General features: G+C 46.7%; 19 protein-coding genes. 6 read left to right on the forward strand and 13 right to left on the reverse strand.

The features are described 5' to 3' along the window. Positions 1-20: 20 nt before the first annotated feature. Positions 21-1,091 (reverse strand): CNNM domain-containing protein, encoded by a 1,071-nt coding sequence (locus tag LNL84_RS14690; RefSeq protein ID WP_244358318.1) that lies wholly within the window; start codon positions 1,089-1,091, stop codon positions 21-23. A 320-nt stretch (positions 1,092-1,411) separates the two neighbouring features. Here LNL84_RS14690 and hupA point away from each other — a divergent pair, with 320 nt between their 5' ends. Further along, positions 1,412-1,684, forward strand: coding sequence for a nucleoid-associated protein HU-alpha (gene hupA / locus LNL84_RS14695; protein WP_244358319.1), 273 nt, complete (start codon positions 1,412-1,414; stop codon positions 1,682-1,684). A gap of 38 nt (positions 1,685-1,722) precedes the next feature. Next, positions 1,723-2,415 carry a DUF1481 domain-containing protein gene (locus LNL84_RS14700; protein ID WP_244358320.1) on the forward strand — a complete coding sequence of 231 codons (693 nt, stop codon included), beginning with the start codon at positions 1,723-1,725 and terminating at the stop codon, positions 2,413-2,415. A gap of 67 nt (positions 2,416-2,482) precedes the next feature. On the opposite strand, the gene purD is transcribed toward LNL84_RS14700, so the two are convergent. Then, positions 2,483-3,772, reverse strand: coding sequence for a phosphoribosylamine--glycine ligase (gene purD, locus LNL84_RS14705; protein WP_244358321.1), 1,290 nt, complete (start codon positions 3,770-3,772; stop codon positions 2,483-2,485). A 148-nt stretch (positions 3,773-3,920) separates the two neighbouring features. After that, positions 3,921-5,513 (reverse strand): bifunctional phosphoribosylaminoimidazolecarboxamide formyltransferase/IMP cyclohydrolase, encoded by a 1,593-nt coding sequence (gene purH, locus LNL84_RS14710; protein WP_244358322.1) that lies wholly within the window; start codon positions 5,511-5,513, stop codon positions 3,921-3,923. Positions 5,514-5,554: 41 nt separating this feature from the next. Here purH and LNL84_RS14715 point away from each other — a divergent pair, with 41 nt between their 5' ends. After that, entirely contained in the window at positions 5,555-5,824 is a 270-nt protein-coding gene (locus tag LNL84_RS14715; RefSeq protein ID WP_244358323.1) for a hypothetical protein, read from the forward strand. Continuing rightward, positions 5,808-6,212: a Zn(2+)-responsive transcriptional regulator gene (gene zntR, locus LNL84_RS14720; protein ID WP_244358324.1), complete on the forward strand. Its 405-nt coding sequence runs from the start codon at positions 5,808-5,810 to the stop codon at positions 6,210-6,212. Before LNL84_RS14715 ends, zntR begins: the two co-directional genes overlap by 17 nt. A 91-nt stretch (positions 6,213-6,303) precedes the next feature. Here zntR and LNL84_RS14725 read toward each other — a convergent pair whose 3' ends face one another. The 10 genes from LNL84_RS14725 to LNL84_RS14770 form a co-directional block, all read right to left on the reverse strand. Next, positions 6,304-7,962 (reverse strand): methyl-accepting chemotaxis protein, encoded by a 1,659-nt coding sequence (locus LNL84_RS14725; protein WP_244358325.1) that lies wholly within the window; start codon positions 7,960-7,962, stop codon positions 6,304-6,306. A 250-nt stretch (positions 7,963-8,212) separates the two neighbouring features. Then, on the reverse strand, positions 8,213-8,509 hold the full coding sequence (gene fis / locus LNL84_RS14730; RefSeq protein ID WP_042478607.1) for a DNA-binding transcriptional regulator Fis: 297 nt from the start codon (positions 8,507-8,509) through the stop codon (positions 8,213-8,215). A 23-nt stretch (positions 8,510-8,532) separates the two neighbouring features. Further along, positions 8,533-9,501, reverse strand: coding sequence for a tRNA dihydrouridine synthase DusB (gene dusB / locus LNL84_RS14735; RefSeq protein ID WP_244358326.1), 969 nt, complete (start codon positions 9,499-9,501; stop codon positions 8,533-8,535). A gap of 191 nt (positions 9,502-9,692) precedes the next feature. Next, the gene (gene prmA, locus LNL84_RS14740; RefSeq protein WP_244358327.1) at positions 9,693-10,574 is read right to left on the reverse strand and encodes a 50S ribosomal protein L11 methyltransferase; all 882 of its coding nucleotides are present in this window, start codon (positions 10,572-10,574) and stop codon (positions 9,693-9,695) included. A 113-nt stretch (positions 10,575-10,687) separates the two neighbouring features. After that, positions 10,688-12,028, reverse strand: a complete 1,341-nt coding sequence (accC, locus tag LNL84_RS14745) for an acetyl-CoA carboxylase biotin carboxylase subunit (RefSeq protein ID WP_244358328.1) — start codon at positions 12,026-12,028, stop codon at positions 10,688-10,690. Between the two features lie 14 nt (positions 12,029-12,042). Next, positions 12,043-12,495 (reverse strand): acetyl-CoA carboxylase biotin carboxyl carrier protein, encoded by a 453-nt coding sequence (gene accB / locus LNL84_RS14750; protein ID WP_244358329.1) that lies wholly within the window; start codon positions 12,493-12,495, stop codon positions 12,043-12,045. A 55-nt stretch (positions 12,496-12,550) separates the two neighbouring features. Further along, on the reverse strand, positions 12,551-13,000 hold the full coding sequence (aroQ, locus tag LNL84_RS14755) for a type II 3-dehydroquinate dehydratase (RefSeq protein WP_244358330.1): 450 nt from the start codon (positions 12,998-13,000) through the stop codon (positions 12,551-12,553). Between the two features lie 270 nt (positions 13,001-13,270). After that, positions 13,271-15,220: an acetate--CoA ligase gene (gene acs, locus LNL84_RS14760; RefSeq protein WP_244358331.1), complete on the reverse strand. Its 1,950-nt coding sequence runs from the start codon at positions 15,218-15,220 to the stop codon at positions 13,271-13,273. 184 nt (positions 15,221-15,404) lie between these two features. Beyond that, positions 15,405-16,031, reverse strand: a complete 627-nt coding sequence (locus LNL84_RS14765; protein ID WP_244358332.1) for a 3'-5' exonuclease — start codon at positions 16,029-16,031, stop codon at positions 15,405-15,407. Positions 16,032-16,057: 26 nt separating this feature from the next. Continuing rightward, on the reverse strand, positions 16,058-17,884 hold the full coding sequence (locus LNL84_RS14770; RefSeq protein WP_244358333.1) for a DUF294 nucleotidyltransferase-like domain-containing protein: 1,827 nt from the start codon (positions 17,882-17,884) through the stop codon (positions 16,058-16,060). Positions 17,885-18,105: 221 nt separating this feature from the next. Here LNL84_RS14770 and LNL84_RS14775 point away from each other — a divergent pair, with 221 nt between their 5' ends. Continuing rightward, positions 18,106-19,293: a 3-phenylpropionate MFS transporter gene (locus LNL84_RS14775; protein WP_244358334.1), complete on the forward strand. Its 1,188-nt coding sequence runs from the start codon at positions 18,106-18,108 to the stop codon at positions 19,291-19,293. 68 nt (positions 19,294-19,361) lie between these two features. Then, positions 19,362-22,787 carry a hybrid sensor histidine kinase/response regulator gene (locus LNL84_RS14780; protein ID WP_244358335.1) on the forward strand — a complete coding sequence of 1,142 codons (3,426 nt, stop codon included), beginning with the start codon at positions 19,362-19,364 and terminating at the stop codon, positions 22,785-22,787. Positions 22,788-22,918 lie beyond the last annotated feature (131 nt).

A 22,918-nucleotide genomic window follows, 5' to 3' on the forward strand; every position in this document is an offset into this window, starting at 1 on the left:
CGCCCCAGGGCGCTTTTTTTTTATTTTCTTGGTTGGTGTTCGTCTTCGGGGCTTTCTATAACACCGTGCTTTTTTTTCCATAGCTCCCAACGCTGGTACGCGAGCTCCTGCATATCAGTGTTTTTATCCGCTTCATCAATAATCTCTTGGCCGAGTAGATGCTCAAACACATCTTCGAGTGTAATGATCCCTTGAATTGTGCCGTATTCATCGACAATTAGGGCTATGTGCAGGCGGTTTGCCATCATTTTCTCAAACACCTTAGGTAACATCGAAGTGTTCAAAAAGACATGAATTGGGCGCATCACGGAGCCCAGCGACTTCTCTCCACACCCTTGCTGCTGCAGTCTAAATAACTCCAGGCGGTGGACAAAACCTAAGATGTTGTCTTTCTGCTGACTGTAAATCAGTGGCCTTGAGAACGGTGTATCACGGTGAGTTTTAAGAAATTCATTAATGGTCATTTCCGCCTCTACGCGAAACACGACCGGGCGTGGTGTCATCACATGGGTGACTGCAATCTGCTGTATGTCGATCACGTTGCGCAATAGCGTTGATTCACCTTCGGCAAACTCACCACTTTCTTTGGCAAGTAGGGCCATTGCTGACAGCTCATCGCGCATTTTAGGTGCTTGGTGCCCACGAGACATTCGTTTGGTGATTTGGTTAGAGAACCAAACAAAGGGCGTTAACAGCCACACCATCCAACGCAAGGTTGATGCTGAAATGGGTGCAAGTTGGCGCCAATATGTCGCACCGAGAGTTTTCGGAACAATCTCAGACAAAATCAGTATGGCTAGGGTAAGCACGGCAGAGAACACCCCTAACCATTGACTGCCGAATACTTTCGCAGCTTGTGCGCCAGCACTGGCAGCGCCAATTGTATGAGCGATGGTATTTAAGGTCAAAATAGAAGCCAGTGGGCGATCAATATCCGCTTTGAGTTTGGCTAATTTATTGGCTGCAGGGTGACCATTCTGTCTGAGCTGGGCTATGTAGCTTGGGGTGATACTTAATAATACAGCTTCCAGTACCGAACAGATAAAAGAAACGCCAATTGCGACCGTTATATAAACAGCTAAAAGAAACATTCGAGTCTCATTATGTACGCACATCAACCTAACTTTGCTCAATGTTTAGCCTGGGGCATTGTTGGTGAGTGCTGGTAATCAGTTCCAATGCTAACCGATTTGTCAGGCTTATCGGTTAGGTGGCGGTTCATTTATGAGAGCTAATGAGTCAAATTGCAAGCACTGAATTCTTTGAGTCATCGAACAAATTGTGAGTTGATGCTCATATTACGGTTAAAACTACGTCATTAGTAACAAAGATCTGCCACAAACCTTTGCCAGATGGGGGCTTTATGATTTAGAGTGAGCTGAATTCGATAACAAATGAGAAGGGAAACCTAATGAACAAGACCCAATTAATCGACTTTATTGCTGAGAAAGCAGATCTGTCTAAAGCGCAAGCTAAAGCTGCCCTAGAAGCAACTTTGTCTGGAGTTACTGAAGCGCTAACAGACGGCGACCAAGTTCAACTAATTGGTTTTGGTACATTCAAAGTGAACCATCGTGCGGCGCGCACTGGTCGCAACCCTAAAACGGGTGATGAAATCCAAATCGCAGCGGCAAATGTACCAGCATTCGTAGCAGGTAAAGCTCTAAAAGACGCAGTGAAATAATTGACTGGCGCCAGGGGAAACCTTGGCGCAGTTTCTATATGAAAAAGATTCTTACGTTAGCTCTAATAACACTGACTACTGTCGGTTGCTCTTCAACACCGTCACCAGCAGTGAGCCAGTTCTCAGAATACACGGGTGGGCAATCCCTTGGGGATGCAACCAGCTTCTACTGGCTAACGGAAAGGTTGACTCAACCAAGTCGGGCAGCTGACTACGTCGATATGAATGATTATGGATGGTACAAATCCGATTATCGATGGAGCAGTGGTAACCTGAGAGAGTTTGTCCGAGAAGGCGTTCAGAGCGACCTCGCTGGGGGATCCATTTCCTATAGAATTCATGTTCGCTTCAACAAAGATGGCGAAGCCATTTATCAACAGTACCGCAGAGATAGCAAGGTACTGCCAATCAAAAAAGAGCAGTTAGAAAACTATCAGCGCGAATCCGCGATGCTTGTTGAGAGAGTGAAAGAGCAGGATCGTTCTGGGCTCGAATTGATTCAGGGGCATTGGGATGGTGAGACGCTCGCGACCTGCACTGGCATCGATTTCCAGAAGATTAAGTTTGAACAAACCCTTCCTGACTTTGTTGTACAGAGATTATCGTCAGTAGAAAGTTATGTGGCATTTTTAGGCAGTACACGTTTGACTGGCGCTCGAGTAGAGCAGCTATTGATGCTATCGGATGGAACTACTGACTGTATCGAACGACCAAATCTCATCGAAAAATAAAAAAGGCGCTCATAGAGCGCCTTTTTGCTAGCCACCGAATTGTTAAGCAAACGGCTTTCTTTGTAATTTATTTCTGTTGCTCACGCGCAATAGCACGGTAGCCAATATCATTGCGGTGGAACATGCCATCCCAGCTGATTTTCTTGGTTAGCTCGTAAGCGCGAGCTTGAGCTTCAGAAACCGTATTACCCAGTGCCGTTGCACAAAGAACACGGCCGCCGTTAGTCACAACGTTACCATCTTTATCTGTCGTGCCTGCGTGGAAGACTTTCTCGCCTTCAACTTCTCTTGTTGGTAGGCCAGAAATAACGTCGCCCTTGTTGTAAGACGCTGGGTAGCCGCCAGCCGCAAGAACGATACCGATGGATGCACGAGGATCCCACTTCGACTCCACTTGATCTAGCTTCTTGTCGATGGCTGCTTGGCAAAGCTCAACCATGTCTGATTGCATGCGCATCATGATTGGCTGTGTCTCTGGGTCACCGAAACGGCAGTTGTATTCGATAACTTTAGGCGTACCATCTTTGTCGATCATTAGACCCGCGTATAGGAAACCTGTGTATGGGTTACCTTCTGAAGCCATACCGCGAACTGTTGGATAGATAACTTCTTCCATGATGCGGTTATGGATTTCTTGAGTCACTACTGGAGCAGGCGAGTAAGCGCCCATGCCACCTGTGTTCGGGCCTGTGTCCTTATCACCAACACGTTTGTGGTCTTGGCTCGTTGCCATTGGCAATACGTTTTCGCCATCAACCATCACGATGAAGCTGGCTTCTTCGCCGTCTAGGAACTCTTCAATAACCACGCGGCTACCAGCGTCGCCAAATGCGTTGCCAGCTAGCATGTCTTTGATTGCCTCTTCTGCCTCTTCTAGCGTCATCGCAACGATAACACCTTTTCCAGCAGCAAGACCGTCAGCCTTAACCACGATCGGAGCACCTTGCTCGCGAACGTATGCCAGTGCTGGCTCGATTTCAGTGAAGTTCGCGTAAGCGCCTGTTGGGATAGCGTGACGAGCAAGAAAGTCTTTGGTGAACGCTTTTGAGCCTTCTAGCTGAGCTGCAGCTTGAGTAGGACCAAAGATCGCTAGACCTGCTTCTTGGAATGCATCAACAACGCCAATCACAAGCGGTGCTTCAGGACCCACAATCGTTAGCTCAATGTTTTTCTCTTTGGCAAACGCAACCAGACCTTGAATGTCTTCAACGTCAATCGCAACGTTTTCTAGTTTAGGCTCAAGCGCAGATCCTGCGTTACCTGGTGCAACGAAAACAGTTTCAACATTTGGATTCTGAGCCACTTTCCAACCCAGAGCGTGCTCACGACCACCAGCACCAATAATTAGAACGTTCATTTAATAATCCTTTCAAAGTTTGGAGTACTCTAAGCAGTTGGTGTTGTAGCAAGGCTGTGCTTGAATTCATCCCGGGAGCATAGCTCTGCTATGTGACCGGGGTGAATGGGAGCGTTAACGCGGCTACAGCGCCAAATGCGACGAGTAATTAGTGACGGAAGTGGCGCATGCCTGTAAAGATCATCGCCATGCCGTGCTCGTCAGCCGCAGCGATAACTTCGTCATCACGCATAGAGCCACCTGGTTGGATAACGCACTTGATGCCAGCTTCTGCTGCCGCGTCAATGCCATCACGGAAAGGGAAGAACGCATCTGATGCCATGACGCAGCCTTCAACCTGTAGTCCTTCGTCAGCAGCTTTGATACCAGCAATTTTTGCAGAGTACACGCGGCTCATTTGACCAGCGCCTACGCCGATAGTCATGTCGCCTTTCGAGTAAACGATCGCATTTGATTTCACGTACTTAGCCACTTTCCAGCAGAATAGCGCATCTTTCAGCTCTTCTTCGGTCGGTTGACGCTTAGAAACTACTTTAAGGTCATCAAGTGATACCATGCCTTGGTCGCGGTCTTGAACCAGAAGACCACCGTTAACGCGCTTAATGTCAAAACCAGTTGTCTTAGTTGTCCACTCGCCACACTCTAGTAGGCGAACGTTTTTCTTAGCTGCAACCACTTCTACTGCTTCAGCTGAAACAGAAGGTGCGATGATCACTTCCACAAATTGACGCTCTACAATCGCTTTCGCTGTTTCTGCATCTAGCTCTTGGTTGAAGGCGATGATGCCGCCAAACGCTGACGTTGGGTCAGTTTTGTATGCGCGGTCATACGCTTCAAGAATGTCTTTACCTAGTGCAACACCACAAGGGTTAGCGTGCTTAACGATAACGCAAGCTGGCTCATCAAACTCTTTCACACACTCAAGCGCTGCGTCAGTGTCGGCGATGTTGTTGTAAGACAGGGCCTTACCTTGAATTTGGCGAGCTGTAGACACAGACGCTTCTTCTGGGTTTGCTTCTACGTAGAATGCAGCGTCTTGGTGGCTGTTTTCACCGTAGCGCATGTCTTGCTTTTTCTCGAACTGTTGGTTGAACGTACGAGGGAATTTAGACTCAGCATCGCCTTCTTTGTTCTCACCGTAAGATGGAACCATAGTGCCGAAGTAGTTAGCGATCATGCCGTCGTAAGATGCCGTGTGCTCGAACGCTGCGATAGCGAGGTCGAAACGTGTCTCTAGGGTTAGAGATTTCTCATTTGCGTCCATTTCTGCAATAACGCGGTCGTAGTCGTGTGCGTTTACAACGATAGTCACGTCTTTGTGGTTTTTCGCTGCAGAGCGAACCATTGTTGGCCCACCGATATCGATGTTCTCAACGGCGTCTTCTAAGGTGCAGCCTTCTTTTGCCACTGTTTCAGCAAATGGGTACAGGTTAACCACAACCATATCGATAGGATTGATACCGTGCGTTTGCATTACGTCATCGTCTTTCCCACGGCGGCCTAGAACGCCACCGTGAACTTTCGGGTGCAATGTTTTGACGCGGCCATCCATCATTTCAGGAAAGCCAGTGTAGTCAGATACTTCAGTGACAGAGATGCCTTTCTCAGCCAATAGGCGAGCAGTACCACCTGTTGATAGAATATCAACACCACGTTGTGCTAGCGCTTGGGCAAACTCAACAATACCAGTTTTGTCAGATACGCTGATAAGAGCGCGGCGAATAGGACGAGCGTTATTCATGCTTCGGTCTTCCTCAAAGTCACAGAGTTAAGGTTTAGGCTTTGCAGCCAGCCATGCCGGGCTTACTGCAGTTCAAAGAGTTTTACGAAAATGAAGCTAGCCACACATTTACCGTCAGTGCTATCTTCAACTTTGGAAAATCCTTTGAGCAAAAAAACAGCCAAATTGCCATTGGCGCGTATTCTAACCAATCTATTACAAAAAAGCTCGCGCAATCGTTTGGCATCGCAAAAAAAAGTGCAAAAAAAGGCTATCCAGGCACAAACTGTAACGAAGAGGTTAAATTGAAGGGTTATGTTTCAGATCGGTGAGTTAGCAAAGCGCTGCAAAGTTACGGCGGATACGTTGCGGTTTTATGAGAAAAACCAACTTATTAAACCAGCTGGAAGAAGTGAGTCCGGTTACCGCCTTTATGATGACCACAATCAAAAGCAAGTTCTGTTCATCCTGAAGGCGAAGTCTTTGGGGTTGAGCCTAGAGGAAATCAAAGAGCTGTTAGAAATCAAACTAGAAGCAACAGAACATAGCTGTGCTGAAGTGAAGTCGATCACCTCAGCGAAACTGGCTTCGATTGATGGCAAGCTCGCTGAGTTGACTAGGATCCGCAACGCGCTAAAGAAAATCAATGATGCTTGCTGTGGTCACGATAATGACGATGCTAGTCACTGTTCTATACTCGGAGCACTGGGCAGCGAGTAATGCGGTTCATATTGTGTTCGATTTGACCGTTGCTTGCTAAAAGCTAATCCCAGCTCTATTTTGTTATCGAGGTGAGATTAGCTTGAACTAATTAGTTCGCGACGTCTTTGTGCACTTTAAATGAGGCAAAACTGTCCACCATCTTCTGGCCGTCGTTGAGTAAGGACTCACTGGCTTTGGCAAGTTGCTGAGCCTGTGAAGTGGACTGTAAACCATGATCGGCTATTTGAGTGAGGTTGTGGCTAATTTCATTTGTCGCTTCTGTTTGTTGCGAGCTTGCTTGTGCTATTTGCTCATTGAGACCCAAAATATGACGAATTTGAGTATCGACTTCTGCCAAAGAGTGTTTGGCACTTGTAGCGCGCTCAAGAGTTGCGTCAGATTGAACTCTAGTCTGTGCCATGGACTGACTAACATCACTGGCTCGATTTTGTAATTTGGATATGATCTGCTCGATTTCATCAGTGCTGCTTTGAGTTCGCGTTGCTAAGGTGCGAACTTCATCGGCAACAACGGCAAAGCCTCGACCTTGTTCTCCAGCTCTTGCCGCTTCAATTGCTGCGTTTAAAGCTAATAGATTGGTTTGCTCAGCAACACCTCGAATAACATCAAGAACCGAACCTACGTGCTGGGTTTCGTCTGTCAATTTGTGGATATTGATTTCCGTTTCTGAGAGCTGCTCCGATAATGAGAGCATCAGCCCTGATGCTTCTTCAATGATTTTTGCACCTTGGATCCCATTGGCGCTCGCTTGCTTTGCAGCCTCTGCAGCGTAATGAGCTGAATTGGCCACTTCCTGATTGCTTGCATGCAGTTCGTTCATTGCACAGGCTACGGTGTCAACCGCTTGCTGCTGCTGCAGGGCTTTCCCTGAGCTATGTTGGGCGACTTTGTTAAGTTCTATGGCCGAATGGGTAATGCTTTCAGTGACGGGCTGTATCTCTTGAATTATCACTCGAAGCTTGTCAGTAAAGACATTAAATGCAGTGGCTATTTTACTCAGTTCGTCTTTGCCTTGTTCTGGGAGCCTGCGGCTAAGGTCACCCTCCCCACTGGCTATATCTTGTAAGGCCAGAAGAGTATTTTTGCACGGGCTGACGATACTGCGGCTTAATAGCGTGGCCATGGTCAGCATGAAGAGCAGACAAGCCGCGACTGTTAGTAGCGTTTGCTTAACTTCGGCCCATATCAGAGCGTTAATATCATCAACATAGACACCAGTCCCAAGTACCCAGCCCCAAGGCTGAAATACCTTAATATAAGAGAGCTTATCGACGGCCTTTTCACTGCCAGGTTTTGGCCACATGTAGTTGACGAAACCTTGACCTTCGCTTTGACCAAGTTCAACCATTTCAACAAAGAGCTTTTTCCCTGAGGGATCGCTAACTTGGCTAAGGTCTTGCCCATTCAGCGCTGGCTTCATTGGGTGCATTATCATCACAGGCGTGAGGTCATTAATCCAAAAATAGTCTGACTGTTCATAGCGAAGAGCCGAAACCGCGCCCTTAGCCGCAGACTGGGCATCCGATTCACTGAGCGCACCTGTGCTTTGTAATCGATAGTAGTGCTCAATCAAGCTATGGGTGTTTTCTACGAGGTGGCGCGTCTTGGTTTGTTTGGCGTTAATAAGATCGTTTTTATAATCACTGATAGTGACGAACAATGGTATCAGTGAGGCGGCAGTGACGACAAAAATAAGTAAAAATAAACGGGTTCGAATACTGGTATGGCGCAAAAATTTGGTATTCATCCTAAAACTCCCTTTGCATAGGCGAATAAAGCTTGAGTTATCTTGGGGTGGCATTTGTAGCTTCTGGTTATGAGTAAACCATACGGGATATGACAACGTAGGTCATTTTGTCGATGGTTAATCTTTGACCTGGATAGGGTTTTTGCAAGAGAAAATGAGGTGGTTGGAGGAGCTTAGGTGAAGGCTGTCCGGGTATAAAAAAGCCAGAGTGAAAACTCTGGCTTTTTCGCAAAAACAAATCAGAAATTGATTAGTTCATGCCGTATTTTTTTAGTTTCTTGCGAAGAGTACCGCGGTTGATACCCATCATAGTAGCTGCGCGAGTTTGGTTACCGCGAGTGTACTGCATGATGGTGTCTAGTAGTGGTTGTTCTACTTCAGCTAATACTAGCTCATACAACTCAGTGACGTCTTGACCATTCAACTGTGCAAGGTAGTTTTTAAGAGACGCTTTGACAGAGTCACGTAGTGGCTTCTGTGTGATTTGGTCTGAAGATGTTACTGTAGTAACTGTCAATGGTTCTGAAGTCAAATTCTGTTCGAACATAATCGGTTTAGCTCTTCTCGTAATTATGATGCAACGTTTTCAAAATAATCCTCTAGCGAATCAAGTTGCTCGTTTGCAACGTCGATAGCGTTAAAGGTACGGCGAAATTCACGGGCTTGTTCATGCTCTTTTAAATACCAGCCAACATGCTTACGCGCAATGCGTGGACCTAAATACTCACCATAAAACTGGTGAAGTGCTTGAACATGACCAAGCAAAATACCTTTCACCTCCTCGAGAGGAAGTTCGGGCATCAGGGTGCCGTTTTCCAAATAGTGTCGGATTTCATTAAAAATCCATGGCCGTCCTTGGGCCGGACGACCAATCATTAAAGCGTCTGCACCTGTATACTCCAGTACATATTTGGCTTTCTCTGGGCTGTCGATATCGCCGTTGGCAATGACCGGAATTGAGATCGCTTGTTTGACCGCTTTAATGCTGTCGTATTCTGCCTCGCCTTTGTACATGCAGGTTCTTGTTCGACCATGAAGGGCGAGAGCCTGAATGCCGCAGTCTTCGGCTAGTTTTGCAATTTGGACACAGTTTTTATTGTCTGTATCCCAACCAGTTCGGGTTTTTAATGTTACAGGAACATCTACTGCATCAACGACAGCCCGCAAGATATCTTCAATGATATTTGGGTACTTTAGCAGTGCAGAGCCCGCCAGCTTTTTATTTACTTTCTTTGCAGGACAACCCATGTTGATGTCGATGATTTGCGCACCGTTCTCTACACTAAATTGCGCCGCGTCAGCCATTAGCTTCGGATCGGCACCTGCGATTTGCACTGAGCGAATGCCCGATTCGCCTTCATGCACCATGCGTTGCTGTGACTTAGAGGTTTTCCATAGTTTAGGATTAGAGGACATCATTTCGCTGACCGCCATTCCTGCACCGTATCGAAGGCACAACTCACGAAAAGGTCTGTCCGTCACTCCAGCCATTGGCGCAACGATTAGATTATTCTTAAGTTGATAGTTTCCGATCTTCAAAACATCGCCACAGTAATACACAAGCAAGGGCGCGCATTTTACGCATTTTTTTGATGCGTGAAAAGACTAATATTTGAGCATTTACAATTTGTTTTCGTAAATTGCCTGTTTTTCAGTCAATTAGAAGTGAAAGTAATCTTTGTTTTAATAAAGTAGTGAGTTCTCTCACCACTTTATTAAGGGGGAGTGCACTACTTTTGACCAGAGATTCGACACCACTCTTGCTGTTCAGCAATCGGGGCTAGCGTGAATTCATCACGATAGTAGCTGGCCACGTCTTCTGCTTGAGTGTCTAACACACCAGACATCGCCAATTGACCACCAGGTTTTACCAAACCCTTAATAATACCAGACAGTTCACGTAGCGGCGCAGCGAGAATGTTGGCGACCACGACATCTGCGAGTAAGCCCTCAGGCTGATCTTGTGGTAAGTAGAGTTCAAGTTGCTCTGCAACTCCGTTACGCTCAGCATTGTCCTTTGAAGCGACCAAGGCTTGCGGATCGATGTCTATCCCTACGACCTTTTCAGCGCCGAGTTTAATGGCAGCGATGGCAAGGATACCTGAACCGCAACCAAAATCGATGACGATTTTACCGGAGAGGTCAATAGACTCAAGCCACTCTAGACACAGTGATGTGGTTGGGTGGGTTCCCGTGCCAAATGCCAGTCCAGGATCGAGCATGACGTTAATAGCATTAGGATCGGGAACATCACGCCAGCTTGGACAGATCCACAAGCGATCACCAAACTGCATAGGGTGGAAGTTGTCCATCCACTCGCGTTCCCAATCTTTGTCTTCAAGTTGCTCTACTTTGTAGGCAAAACCTTCGGCGAACAGGTTGCTGGCTTTAATTTGCTCAATCACTAAATTGGTATCCGCTTCAGCATCGTATAAGGCGACAACATCAATGTCTCCCCACAAACGGGTTTCCCCTGGAAGCGGTTCAAAGATTGGAGTGTCTTTCGCATCTAGGAAGGTGACTGATAAAGCGCCCGCTTCTTCCATTAGCATGTCACTAATTTGTTCCGCATTTTCTTTAGTGGCATTGAGTTTAATTTGTATCCAAGGCATGGCTTGTGACCCATTGGTGAATGAATTGCGCTGAGTGTAGCAGATTCGCAAAAAGAGAGCATAAAAAAAGCCCACGTAAGTGGGCTTAGTGTTATTGAGTAAGTGGCGTGCTATTACAAGCCAAGCTTTTTCTCTAGGTAGTGAATGTTGGCTCCACCGTGCTGGAAATTCTCATCGTTCATGATGGAGAGCTGTAGAGAAGTATTAACGCTGATACCCTCAACAATCATTTCACCCAATGCATTCTTCATACGAGCGATCGCCACATCACGGTTCTCACCGTAGGTGATGAGCTTACCAATCATAGAGTCATAGTGAGGTGGTACTGTGTAGCCAGTGTAAATGTGTGATTCCCAACGAACACCCATACCGCCAGGAGCGTGGAAACGTTGAATCTTACCTGGTGAAGGCAAGAAGCGAACTGGATCTTCTGCGTTGATACGACATTCGATTGAGTGACCGCTCAGCTTGATATCATCTTGAGTATAAGAAAGAGGTTGGCCCGCAGCAATGCGCAGCTGCTCTTTCACCAAGTCGATACCTGTCACCATCTCGGTAATGGTGTGTTCAACTTGAATACGAGTGTTCATTTCAATGAAGTAGAACTCACCATTCTCGTATAGGAACTCAAAAGTACCTGCACCACGGTAATCAATTTCGATACATGCACGAGTACAACGTTCACCGATGTACTTGCGCATTTCCTCTGTGATGCCTGGAGCTGGAGCTTCTTCTACCACTTTTTGGTGGCGACGTTGCATCGAGCAGTCACGCTCACCTAGGTGAATCGCATTACCCTGGCCGTCTGCCAGTACTTGAACCTCGATATGACGTGGGTTTTCTAGGAATTTTTCCATGTAAACCATGTCATTGTTGAAACACGCTTTTGCTTCTGCGCGCGTCATCGCAATGGCTTCAGTCAGTTCACTTTCAGAGCGCACCACACGCATACCACGACCACCACCGCCACCAGAGGCTTTAATGATAACTGGGTAGCCAATGCGTTTTGCGTGCGCTTTGTTTTTCGTTTCGTTGTCATCCAATGGACCGTCAGAACCAGGTACACATGGTACGCCAGCTTTTTTCATCGATGTGATAGCTGACACTTTGTCGCCCATCTTACGAATTGTTTCTGCTTTAGGACCAACGAAAATGAAACCACTTTGCTCTACTTGTTCAGCAAAATCGGCGTTTTCAGAAAGGAAACCGTAGCCTGGGTGAATCGCAACAGCACCTGTTACTTCCGCAGCGCTGATAATGCGAGGAATGTTTAGGTAGCTGTCGATCCCTCGAGCAGGACCGATACAAATGGTTTCGTCTGCAAGTAGCACGTGCTTAAGATCGCGGTCAGCTGTTGAGTGTACAGCGACGGTCTTAATGCCAAGCTCTTTACAAGCGCGCAGAATACGTAGTGCAATTTCACCACGGTTCGCGATTACTACTTTATCTAGCATAAGATCTGCTCCGCTTATTCGATAACAACAAGTGGTTGGTCGAACTCTACTGGCTGTCCGTCTTCAACTAGGATTGCAGTTACAACGCCTGATTTGTCTGCTTCAATTTTGTTCATCATTTTCATGGCTTCAACGATACATAGAGTATCACCAGCATTCACTTGTTGACCCACTTTTACAAATGGTTTGGCATCAGGGCTTGGTGCGCCATAGAAAGTCCCAACCATTGGCGAAAGTACTTGGTGACCAGTTGGCGTGACTTCCGCTTCTGGTGCAGCGGCTGGAGCCGCTGCTGGAGCTGCTGCTGGAGCTGCTACTGGAGCTGGCGCATATTGAACAGGTGCTGCAACTGGTGCTACACCGTGACGACTGATGCGCACTGACTCTTCACCTTCAGAGATTTCTAGCTCAGCAATACCTGATTCTTCTACCAATTCGATGAGTTTTTTGATTTTACGAATATCCATGTTTCTTTCTCTTTTATCTCGTGAGTAAGACAGCTGAGTGTTCAGCCGCAGAGTATTAAGTTTCTTTCAGAGCGCGAATGGCGGCTGAAAGGGCAAATTCATAACCTTGTGCGCCTAGCCCACATATCACCCCTTGCGCCTTATCAGACAGGTAAGAGTGATGACGGAAAGGTTCACGGGCATGAACATTTGATAAGTGAACTTCTATAAATGGAATGGATACGCCTAACAGCGCATCTCGAAGCGCCACACTGGTGTGGGTAAATGCTGCAGGATTGATGATGATAAAATCAATGTTTCCGTGTGCGGCATGGATAGCTTCGATAAGCTCATATTCACGGTTTGACTGAAGATGTGAAAGTTCGACTTGCTGTGCACTGGCGAGTTCTTTTAATGAATCAATAATTTGAGTCAAAGACGCTGAACCGTAATGTCCAGGCTCTCGCAACCCTAATAGGTTAAGGTTTGGTCCATTTAGAACTAGAATTCGTGACTTTGCTGCCATAATGCCGCCATCTTCGTTTAACGTGAAATATTTGCTGAATATTCCAAGTTTACATTCAAATCGGGCAGATTGAGAAGTCTAAAACTGGCCGATTATAGGAAATTGACCAAGATTATAGCTAATTCAAAACATTTAGCAGCAATTTACTGGTCTAATCACTACTAACTATCGTCTGGTTTTGTAACCAATAGCACATTTTGGACTAGAGCAAGCAAAATAGAGCAATAAAAAAAACCGCCAAATTGGCGGTTTTTATTCATTATCTGGTTGTTAAGCAAGCTCGGCTTTTTCGGCAATAAGCTTTTCGACCACGCTTGGATCTGCCAAGGTTGATGTGTCACCGAGGTTGCTGGTGTCACCTGTTGCTATCTTACGAAGGATACGACGCATGATTTTTCCTGAGCGCGTCTTCGGCAATGAATCAGTCCAGTGTAGAACATCTGGTGTTGCGATTGGGCCAATTTCTTTACGAACCCAATCTTTTACCTCTTTGTGCAGCTCAGCCGATGGGAACTCCCCATCATTGAGAGTGATATAAGCATAAATGGCTTGCCCTTTGATGTCATGAGGAATCCCTACGATAGCAGCCTCGGCGATTTTATCGAATGCAACCAGTGCTGATTCAATTTCAGCGGTACCCATACGGTGGCCGGAGACATTGAGAACATCGTCCACACGTCCGGTGATCCAGTAGTAGCCATCTTCATCGCGACGAGCACCATCACCGGTAAAGTACATGCCTTTAAAGGTAGAGAAGTAGGTTTGCTCAAAACGGTCATGATCGCCGTAAACCGTTCGCATTTGTCCTGGCCATGAATCAAGGATAACCAAATTACCTTCTGTCGCACCATCGACAATATTTCCCATATTATCGACAAGCGCTGGTTGCACGCCAAAGAATGGTCGGGTCGCAGATCCTGGTTTTAGTTCGGTTGCGCCTGGTAGGGGCGTAATTAAGATACCACCGGTCTCAGTTTGCCACCAAGTATCGACGATAGGAGACTTTTCATTACCAATTGTTTTGTAATACCACTCCCATGCTTCTGGGTTAATAGGTTCACCCACAGAACCCATGATACGTAAGCTATCTCGTGATGTGCCTTTTACAGCTTCGTCGCCTTTTGCCATCAGTGCGCGAATCGCAGTTGGAGCGGTATAAAGGATATTTACTTGGTGCTTATCGACGACTTCACTCATGCGGCTAGTGTTTGGATAGTTTGGCACACCCTCAAATAAGATGGTTTTAGCTCCGTTAGCCAGTGGTCCATAAACTAGGTAGGTATGGCCTGTGATCCAGCCTACATCGGCTGTACACCAGAAAGTTTCACCAGGCTGATAATCAAACACGTATTTGAACGTCATTGTCGCGTAGACAAGATATCCGCCAGTGGTGTGTAAAACGCCTTTCGGTTTTCCAGTTGAGCCTGAAGTGTAAAGAATAAACAGCGGATCTTCGGCTTTCATTTCTTCGGGTGGGCAATCGTCAGAGACATTCGCCGTTGCTTCATGCCACCATACATCACGGTGTTCATGCCAATCAACCTGGCCACCTGTACGTTGGAAGACGACCACTTTTGAAATAGTTTTCACTTCAGGGTTAGTGAGAGCTTCATCGACATTCTTTTTCAGAGGAACAGCGCGCCCGCCACGAACACCTTCATCAGCGGTGATGACGACTTTTGCGTCCGAGTCAATGATACGACCGGATAACGCTTCAGGAGAAAAACCACCAAAGACCACGGTGTGCACTGCGCCAATACGGGTACATGCTAGCATTGCAATCGCAGCTTCAGGGACCATTGGCATGTACAGGCAGACCACATCGCCTTTATTCACGCCTTGCTCTTTTAGAGCATTTGAGAATTTACACACTTCTTGGTGGAGCTGTTTGAAGGTCAGTGTTTTATCGTCAGCAGGGTCGTCACCTTCCCAGATAATGGCTACGTCGTCACCACGCGTTGCTAAGTGGCGATCAATACAGTTAGCAGAGACATTGAGCGTGCCATCTTCGAACCAACGAATGTCGACATGTCCGGTGTCAAATGAGGTACTTTTAACTTGGGTAAACGGTTTGATCCAGTCAACAATCTTACCGTGTTCACCCCAGAATGCTTCAGGATCAGAAACGGATTGTTGGTACATGGATAGGTAAGTCTCATTATCCGCATGTGTTGTCGTTTTAATATTATCTTTCACCGGATAAACATGAACTTCACTCATTGGTTCTCTCCTTGTTAGTGAGCTGATTTCCTTCTTGGGATGGAAATTCGTATGCCTATAACTCTCGGACAGATTGATGAATTGGGCAATTAGACTTTAGGCGTAGTGAGGTTTTATTATTTAAAATTAGATGGTTATAAGTTTGTTAGCCCGTGACATTGCTCGCATTTGGGAACGTTAGTATCTAATTCTGCGGTCTAAAGGGGGGAAGGTCGCCACGTGTTAGGCGCAGAAACACTAAGGCGGCGGCAATAGCGTCTTGTAGCGCATCGTGTTTGTCCTGTACCGGGATCTGCAAGTGATGACAAATGGCATCCAAGCTAAGATCAAAATAGCCGTTTGGTAGCTGCTTAAGCAGTTTGTCATTGTATATCTGACTGACTTCGATAAGCCGATTGGGCAGAGGGAAACCAAAATGTCTGCGTGTGGCCAGATCAAGAATTCGTTTATCATAACGTATGTGATAGCCCACGAGAGGCCGATTGCCGATAAACGCCAATAGCTGAGAGAGCGCCTCTTTTTCACTGATGCCATTTTGTAAATCTTGATGGCGGATCTTATGAATCTTTACTGAGTCAGAGTCTAGAGACTGCGGTGCTCTTAAACGTACCTCGAATGGTGCGCTGGTAATAATACGATTATCGATTATTTTGGTTGCTGCAATGGTAACCAGCTCGGCTCGTTGAGGGTCAAGGCTGGTGGTTTCGCAATCTAAAGAGACAAATTCGCCTGTTTGCGGAGCACAAAAGAGGGACTGATAGGCCGAACCTTTCAGTTTCATGTGCCAGAATTGCCGTATCAGAAAATTCATTGAATACTCCAAAGTAACATGGTCAATTAGTCTCGAATTTGATAGTGATAGCCGAGAAATTGTTTAAATTTCTTTACGACATGTAGGCTATGGCGCAACAGATCCCGCTCGGTGCGTTCGAGATGATTGAGGTCGATTTTATTAGAGCTGTTATGCATTGATAGCTGCTGCGATAAGCGTAGTTTGAAAAATAGCTTGAGAGCCTCGCTTAAGTTGTCCGCCGTTTCTGGTTCTAAGATGCGCTTGGCTTGGAGTTGTTTTATTCGCTCGAAGGTGTTTTTTTCACTAAGGGCATATTCCAATGACAGGGCTCGGATGCCGTGTACAATCGGAAAAATGCCTCCACCCTTAATATCTAAACCTTCTTTATTTCGTTTGACGTTGCCAAACAGTGTTAGCGGAATCGAAAACTGTAGAGCCGGACGGGTAAATTCTTGCAGTACCAGCATCTTGTTTTTCATCAACTGATGTAAGTGGTTACTGACCTCAACGAGTAAGTCTCGATTACCCGCTACAGCATGGGCATCTGCCATGATAGCGAGATCCATGACATGTTCTGGCTTCGCGCCCTGAATCCAACTCGTGACGGTGCTTTTCCATTGCTGTTGAGTCTTGACCCATTTGGGGTTATTGACCATGACTTTGCCTGGGCAGAGTGGGTAGCCGAGCTGCTGTAGCGTATGGGTCAGCTCATCCATCACGGTCTGGCAGTTTGGCCATTCAAGGCCGTCTTCAACAATCAGTGCGTTGTCCTGATCCGTTTTTAGAATTTGCTCTCCACGCCCCTCCGAACCCAGAACGATTAAGCAGCAGTGATCGTGAAGTGCGGGGGGAACGACTAACTCGAAGGCTTTTTCGATGATCTGCTCGTTGACAGCGGAGATCAGTTCCATAATAAAGCGGGTGCGAATGCCGTTACCCAGTAAGCTCTCGACTAAGTGTCTTTGTTTGTTGGAGGCGAGAGCCAACTCCTCAACACTGCTTGCTCTGGCAATACTTAGGGTGAGTACGTGCGAGTGAGTCGAGAACGCACTTAGGATCTGCGTCATATCAAGCATTCCTACCGCGTCTTTACCATCACACACCATCAAGCGCTTCATTCTGTTGCGCGTCATGGTAATCATGGCATTAAAGAGAAAATCACCGTCATCAATATGCAGTACCGGGAAGGTTGCAATCGTATTGATTGGAGTATCTAAAGGGTGGTTTTCTAGCATCACTGCGTGCAGCATATTGGTACGAGTGACGATGGCGTAAGGGTGTGCTGTTGGACTATCAAGCAAGCGAGGATCATCGTCTGAGAGCTTTACTAATGCGGAATCAAGCCCATTTTCTTTTAGTTGTAATGCAACCTCATTAAGAGGCTGCTCGGGCCTTAGGATCATCGGTGGATGATAGATGGAATGATCGACTTTGTTGAGAATAAACTCTGCCAGGTTTTGTTGTTGCTGAGCGGCGTCGATGAGAACCTGACGCTTCTTCAAGTTGTTGTTGAAGTAGGCGGCAAATTGGCCGTTGGCTTCATAAAGTTCAATAAACACAGCCTTGGGCAATAAATACGACAGGGTATCTTCTAGAGCGACGTACTGGTGGCGTACTTCGCCTTCAAACAGCGCCCGAACATCAAACATATCATCGTTGGCGTAGTGTGCGTAGATTTCAGAGCCATCGGCAGCGCGCTCTTCGACCGCACCGTTGATTAAGATGTGGAGATGCTCACAGCTTTTTTGAGGTTGTAGGATGACATCCTTATCACGGAAATAGGCAACGTCGAGAGAAGAGCGCAAATGATGCTGCTGTTTTTCGGTTAAACGATCAAAAGGCGGAGATTGCATGTTAAATTTGTCTGGCATCACCTTTCCTCTTGGCTAATGTTTACTCTATTAGTGTGACAAATTTCGCCATAACCTCCAGACGACTTTGGTCTAATCTCCACAGCCGCAACTCTAAAATAGGGAAAGCCAAGTACCTTAATTCTTCCCTTTTACCGAACGGTGAATAGATGCATAATTGGCGCGCTTTGTGAGTGTTCGAAGCGATTTGGCTTTTTTGCTTTTTTTATTAGGTTGTTGTCATGTTCAAACCGTCCCCATTTGGCTGGGTTTCTCAGTATTTTATTGGCTTTTTCTTTGCGTACGGTGTCTATTTACCGTTCTGGGCTCTGTGGTTCGAAGGTCAGGGTATCTCAGCGTCAGACGTGGGTTTGTTAATGGGACTTGGCTTTGCAACGCGTTGTGTGGCCAACCTAATTATCACACCGAGAATCCATCGAGTTGAAAGCTTATTACCCGCGCTGCGTTGGGCAACGCTCGCTTGTACTATTTTTATTGCTTGTCATTTGTTTGCCGGTGCGAACTTTGCGTTGCTGGCCTTGGTGACGGTGCTGTTCAATTTGAGTTTTGGCCCTGTGGTTCCTCTGTCAGATGCGATGGCAAACCACTACTCGGGCAAGCAGATGCTGGACTATGGTCGTACGCGCTTGTGGGGGTCGGTCGCATTTGTTGGTGGCTCAACTGCTGTGGGGTATCTTGCGGCGCAGTTTGGTGCCAATATGATCGTCTATACTGCGCTGGCAGGATTTATCTTGTCGATGTTGTTTGTGCTGCGCAACCCTAACCCAATGCCGATTTCTGACACCCATATCGCGACCCAGCGTCCCAAGCTGTCGCTGTTGCTGCGTGAATGGCCAGTGGTGAAATTTTTGGCTTTGATTGCGCTTATTCAGGGCAGTCACGCAGCCTACTACAGCTTTAGCTCCATCTATTGGAAGGAAGTCGGACATCCAGAGAGTTTGATCGGCTATTTGTGGAGTTTAGGGGTGATCGCAGAGGTTGCTGTGTTTGCATTTAGTAAACGCTGGTTTAATGGCTGGTCTTTGCGTTCGCTGTTCTTGATTTCTTCATTGGGTGTGATTGTCCGTTGGGCATTAACGGCGTCAACGACGGAAGTGTATGCGTTGGTTGTGATTCAATTGCTGCACGGTGTGACCTTTGCGATGGCGCATATCGCTGCAATTCAATACATCCAGAAATCGGATGCCAGTAAAATGGTGGCGCTCCAAGCGTTATATAATGCAATTCCTTTGGGCGCATTTATCGCATTGATGATGGCTCTGAGCGGGTGGGGTTATGAGTTGTGGGGGGCTAATATTTTTTGGGCAATGTCGATCATGGGTATCTTTGCTTTGTTTATCAAAGTGGAGCCTAGTTCGCGAGCACCAGTGTCTTCCGATGCAATTTCGGATCATGAAGCACAAAACTGAGGCACATGAATTGAGTTATTTAGTCATAGCCTTTTAAATATCATTATGAAAATAAAAGGATATGACTGATGCAAGGATGGATCGTAGTACCGGTTTCTCTCGCTTATCTTGGGATACTGTTCCTAATAGCTTGGTATGGCGATCGTCAGAAGCGCTGGTTATCTAATTGGCGCCCCTGGATCTACAGCTTATCCATTGCCGTTTACTGCACCTCCTGGACCTTTTATGGCACCGTAGGCCAAGCCAGTGTTAATCCCTGGGCATTTCTACCGATTTACTTAGCGCCCATTCTGGTTTTCACTTTGGGGTGGCGTGTCATAGCTCGCCTGATCATCATTGCCAAACGCGAACACATCACCTCGATTGCCGATTTTATTGCCGCGCGGTATGGCAAATCACAAGGGCTGGCGGTTGCGGTCACTCTGATAGCCGTTGCCGGTATTCTTCCCTATATTGCCTTGCAATTGCGCGGCATCACCATGGGTCTTGAGGTCGTTGCGCCGAATCTGGCAGTGGATTTTGGTTATCAGGAAAAGCACATCTCGTGGTTTGTGGTGGGTGCGTTAGCCATGTTTACCATGCTTTTTGGTACGCGGCATATCGACAATACCGAGCATCATCGAGGTATGATGATGGCGGTTGCTTTTGAGTCGATAGTCAAGCTGGTGGCGTTTCTGGTGGTTGGTGTCTTCATTTTGTACCTGGCCTGGCAAAGACCGGACATTCATCTTGTTGAGTTAGCACAGCAAACCTATCAATCTCCCAATATTGCGACGTTACTGATCCACACCGCTTTGACGATGATGGCGATTATTTGTTTACCTCGTCAGTTCCATACGATGGTGGTAGAGAATGAACGTGCGCAAGACCTACATACCGCTCGTTGGTTGTTTCCTATTTATTTGGTGTTGATGGGGCTATTTGTTCTTCCAATTGCATGGGTTGGCCAGGGCTTATTGATGGGAAGCTCGCCAGATACCTATGTTATCAGTATCCCTAAGTTTGCAGGAGCTAATGACATTGCCTTATTGGCTTTTCTAGGAGGGACATCTGCGGCCAGTGGAATGGTGATCGTATCGACCATTGCTTTAGCCATTATGGTCTCTAACGATTTGGTGATGCCACTGTTATTGCGTCGTATTAAGTTGGCACATCGTTCCCACCGTCATTTATCGGGCTTGTTATTAATTATTCGTCGTGCCCTTATTTGCCTATTACTGTTTGGTGCCTGGCTTTTCTATCAGGCGCTGGATTCTATTCATTCTCTGTCAGCTATCGGCTTTCTCTCATTTTCCGCCATTACACAATTTGCCCCCGCTTTGTTTGGTGGTATGTATTGGCGCCTTGGTAATCGCAAAGGGGTCTATGTTGGCTTACTGGTTGGTTTTACCATCTGGCTTGTTACCCTGATGAGTGAAACTGGGCTGTTAGCGGGTACTGCTGACAATAACTTCCTGTTGTGGGTGATCACGCCACCGGCTTTAATTGAAAATTGGCAAATCAACAGCTCTGATTGGGGAATGTTACTCAGTGTAGTGCTCAATGCGGTGAGCTTTGTTGTTATTTCATTGGCTACCCGGTCCAGTTTAACAGAGCGACTGCAGTCGGCTTCTTTTGTAGGCGCACCGCTTCCGGAAAGTGAAAACATCAGTTTGTATCAAAGTCGCGTCACGGTAGCAGAGCTGGAGATGTTGGCGTCAAGATTTGTGGGTAGAACTCGCGTGCGCAGTGCGTTTCGACATTACTGGAGTCAACAGAATCATCAAGCGTTACCCAACCAACAAGCGCCATCAGGGTTAATTCGTCATACTGAAAGAGTTCTCGCGGGTGTGTTTGGAGCGTCGTCCGCCAAACTGGTTTTGACCTCCGCTCTGCAGGGCCGCAATATGCAACTTGAAGAAGTAGCCACTATTGTTGATGAAGCCTCAGAGTTGTATCACTTCAGTCGAAGCTTACTACAAGGGGCTATTGAACATATTGGTCAGGGGATTGCTGTTGTCGATAAACAATTAAGGTTGGTGGCTTGGAATCGTCGCTACTTGGAGATGTTTACCTTCCCGACTGGTTTGATCCAGGTAGGTCGTCCGATAGCTGATGTCATTCGGCATAATGCAGAGTTGGGTTTATGTGGCCCGGGTGATCCCGACGAACACGTACGAAAACGTATTTATCATCTAGAGCAAGGCTCTCGACATACGTCTTCGCGAACGCGTTCAGACGGCAGCGTGATCGAAGTTCAGGGTAACCCCATGCCTGGTGGTGGCTTTGTGATGAGTTTTTCCGATATCACCGTGTTTCGTCAGGCTGAAACTGCCCTACGTGATGCTAACGAGATGCTTGAAGATCGCGTGATGGAAAGAACCCAAGAACTGGAGCAACTTAACCAGCGTTTGGTGTCCGCCACGCAAAAGTCAGAGTCAGAATCTCAGTCGAAGATGCGTTTTCTTGCCGCGGTTAGCCATGACTTAATGCAGCCACTTAATGCGGCTCGATTATTTGCATCGTCACTCTCAGAAGCCAGTCGAGATGATGAAACTTGTAAACTGTCTTCACACATCGAAAGCGCGCTGGGCGCAGCAGAAGAGCTTATCGGTGATCTGCTGGATATTTCGCGTTTGGAGTCAGGTAAACTGCAAGCCAATGTTAGGGGATTTGAGCTATCGGATGTGTTTGACAAATTGCAGGCCGAATTCAGTGCAATATCGATAGGACAACACATTCACTTTAAAGTGGTGAGCTCGTCACTGTTAGTAAACTCGGACCCCAAGCTTTTACGTCGAGTACTGCAAAATTTTCTTACCAATGCTTTTCGATATAACCCAGAAGGTACTGTATTGCTTGGAGCAAGAAGGGTGAAGGGGCAAGTGCGGATAGATGTCTGGGACAACGGGATTGGTATTCCAGATGATAAGCAAAAAGAAATTTTCAACGAGTTTACTCGAGTGGATCAAGCTCGAGCCGATCAAGGCCTTGGGCTCGGGTTGGCAATATCTCGTGGTATCGCACTTGTCTTAAATCACAAAATATCACTGCGTTCATGGCCAAACAAAGGCAGTGTATTCTCCATTACATTGGATAAAGCCGAGACCATCACGCCGTTACCTTCACCCGCCAAAATTACGGCTAACGAGTCTTTAAACCATCTCAAAGTGCTGTGTGTTGACAATGAAGCAGAGATTTTAGTTGGCATGGAAACATTGCTTAAGCGATGGGGGTGTGAGGTTAAGACTGCGCTCGGTTTGGTGGAAAGCCTCAAACACTTGGAGTCAGGCTGGGTGCCTGATGTGATCTTGTCAGATTACCGTCTCGACAATGGCCGAACAGGGCTGGAAGTTCTGCAGCAATTTCGATTGCGCTTGGGTGATTCTTTTGCTGGCGTCATCATCAGTGCTGACAGAACAGACTCTATGTTAGAAGGCATTAAATCTAATGGCTTCAAGTTTATTCCCAAGCCGATTAAACCGTTAAAACTGAGAGCGCTGTTAACTCGATAGCAGCGCATTAATACAGCGGCGAAGTTGCCGCTGTACGTCTTCATTCATCTTTACACAATATTACACAACTTGACGTCCCTTTACCGGCTAAGCGCTATTATCTCAGTATCAACTCTACGAACAACACCAAT

Source organism: Vibrio gelatinilyticus (assembly GCF_022836845.1).
In the GTDB taxonomy this organism is placed as follows: Bacteria; Pseudomonadota; Gammaproteobacteria; order Enterobacterales; family Vibrionaceae; genus Vibrio; species Vibrio gelatinilyticus.

Bases quoted from the DNA above. Each gene is read 5' to 3' on its own strand.
- LNL84_RS14780 (WP_244358335.1), top strand. From the start codon at position 19,362: ATGCAAGGATGGATCGTAGTACCGGTTTCTCTCGCTTATCTTGGGATA.
- LNL84_RS14775 (WP_244358334.1), top strand. From the start codon at position 18,106: ATGTTCAAACCGTCCCCATTTGGCTGGGTTTCTCAGTATTTTATTGGC.
- purH (WP_244358322.1), bottom strand. From the start codon at position 5,513: ATGAATAACGCTCGTCCTATTCGCCGCGCTCTTATCAGCGTATCTGAC.
- LNL84_RS14765 (WP_244358332.1), bottom strand. From the start codon at position 16,031: ATGAATTTTCTGATACGGCAATTCTGGCACATGAAACTGAAAGGTTCG.
- fis (WP_042478607.1), bottom strand. From the start codon at position 8,509: ATGTTCGAACAGAATTTGACTTCAGAACCATTGACAGTTACTACAGTA.
- LNL84_RS14770 (WP_244358333.1), bottom strand. From the start codon at position 17,884: ATGCCAGACAAATTTAACATGCAATCTCCGCCTTTTGATCGTTTAACC.
- LNL84_RS14700 (WP_244358320.1), top strand. From the start codon at position 1,723: ATGAAAAAGATTCTTACGTTAGCTCTAATAACACTGACTACTGTCGGT.
- LNL84_RS14690 (WP_244358318.1), bottom strand. From the start codon at position 1,091: ATGTTTCTTTTAGCTGTTTATATAACGGTCGCAATTGGCGTTTCTTTT.
- accB (WP_244358329.1), bottom strand. From the start codon at position 12,495: ATGGATATTCGTAAAATCAAAAAACTCATCGAATTGGTAGAAGAATCA.
- acs (WP_244358331.1), bottom strand. From the start codon at position 15,220: ATGAGTGAAGTTCATGTTTATCCGGTGAAAGATAATATTAAAACGACA.
- LNL84_RS14725 (WP_244358325.1), bottom strand. From the start codon at position 7,962: ATGAATACCAAATTTTTGCGCCATACCAGTATTCGAACCCGTTTATTT.
- zntR (WP_244358324.1), top strand. From the start codon at position 5,808: ATGTTTCAGATCGGTGAGTTAGCAAAGCGCTGCAAAGTTACGGCGGAT.
- hupA (WP_244358319.1), top strand. From the start codon at position 1,412: ATGAACAAGACCCAATTAATCGACTTTATTGCTGAGAAAGCAGATCTG.
- aroQ (WP_244358330.1), bottom strand. From the start codon at position 13,000: ATGGCAGCAAAGTCACGAATTCTAGTTCTAAATGGACCAAACCTTAAC.
- accC (WP_244358328.1), bottom strand. From the start codon at position 12,028: ATGCTAGATAAAGTAGTAATCGCGAACCGTGGTGAAATTGCACTACGT.
- prmA (WP_244358327.1), bottom strand. From the start codon at position 10,574: ATGCCTTGGATACAAATTAAACTCAATGCCACTAAAGAAAATGCGGAA.
- purD (WP_244358321.1), bottom strand. From the start codon at position 3,772: ATGAACGTTCTAATTATTGGTGCTGGTGGTCGTGAGCACGCTCTGGGT.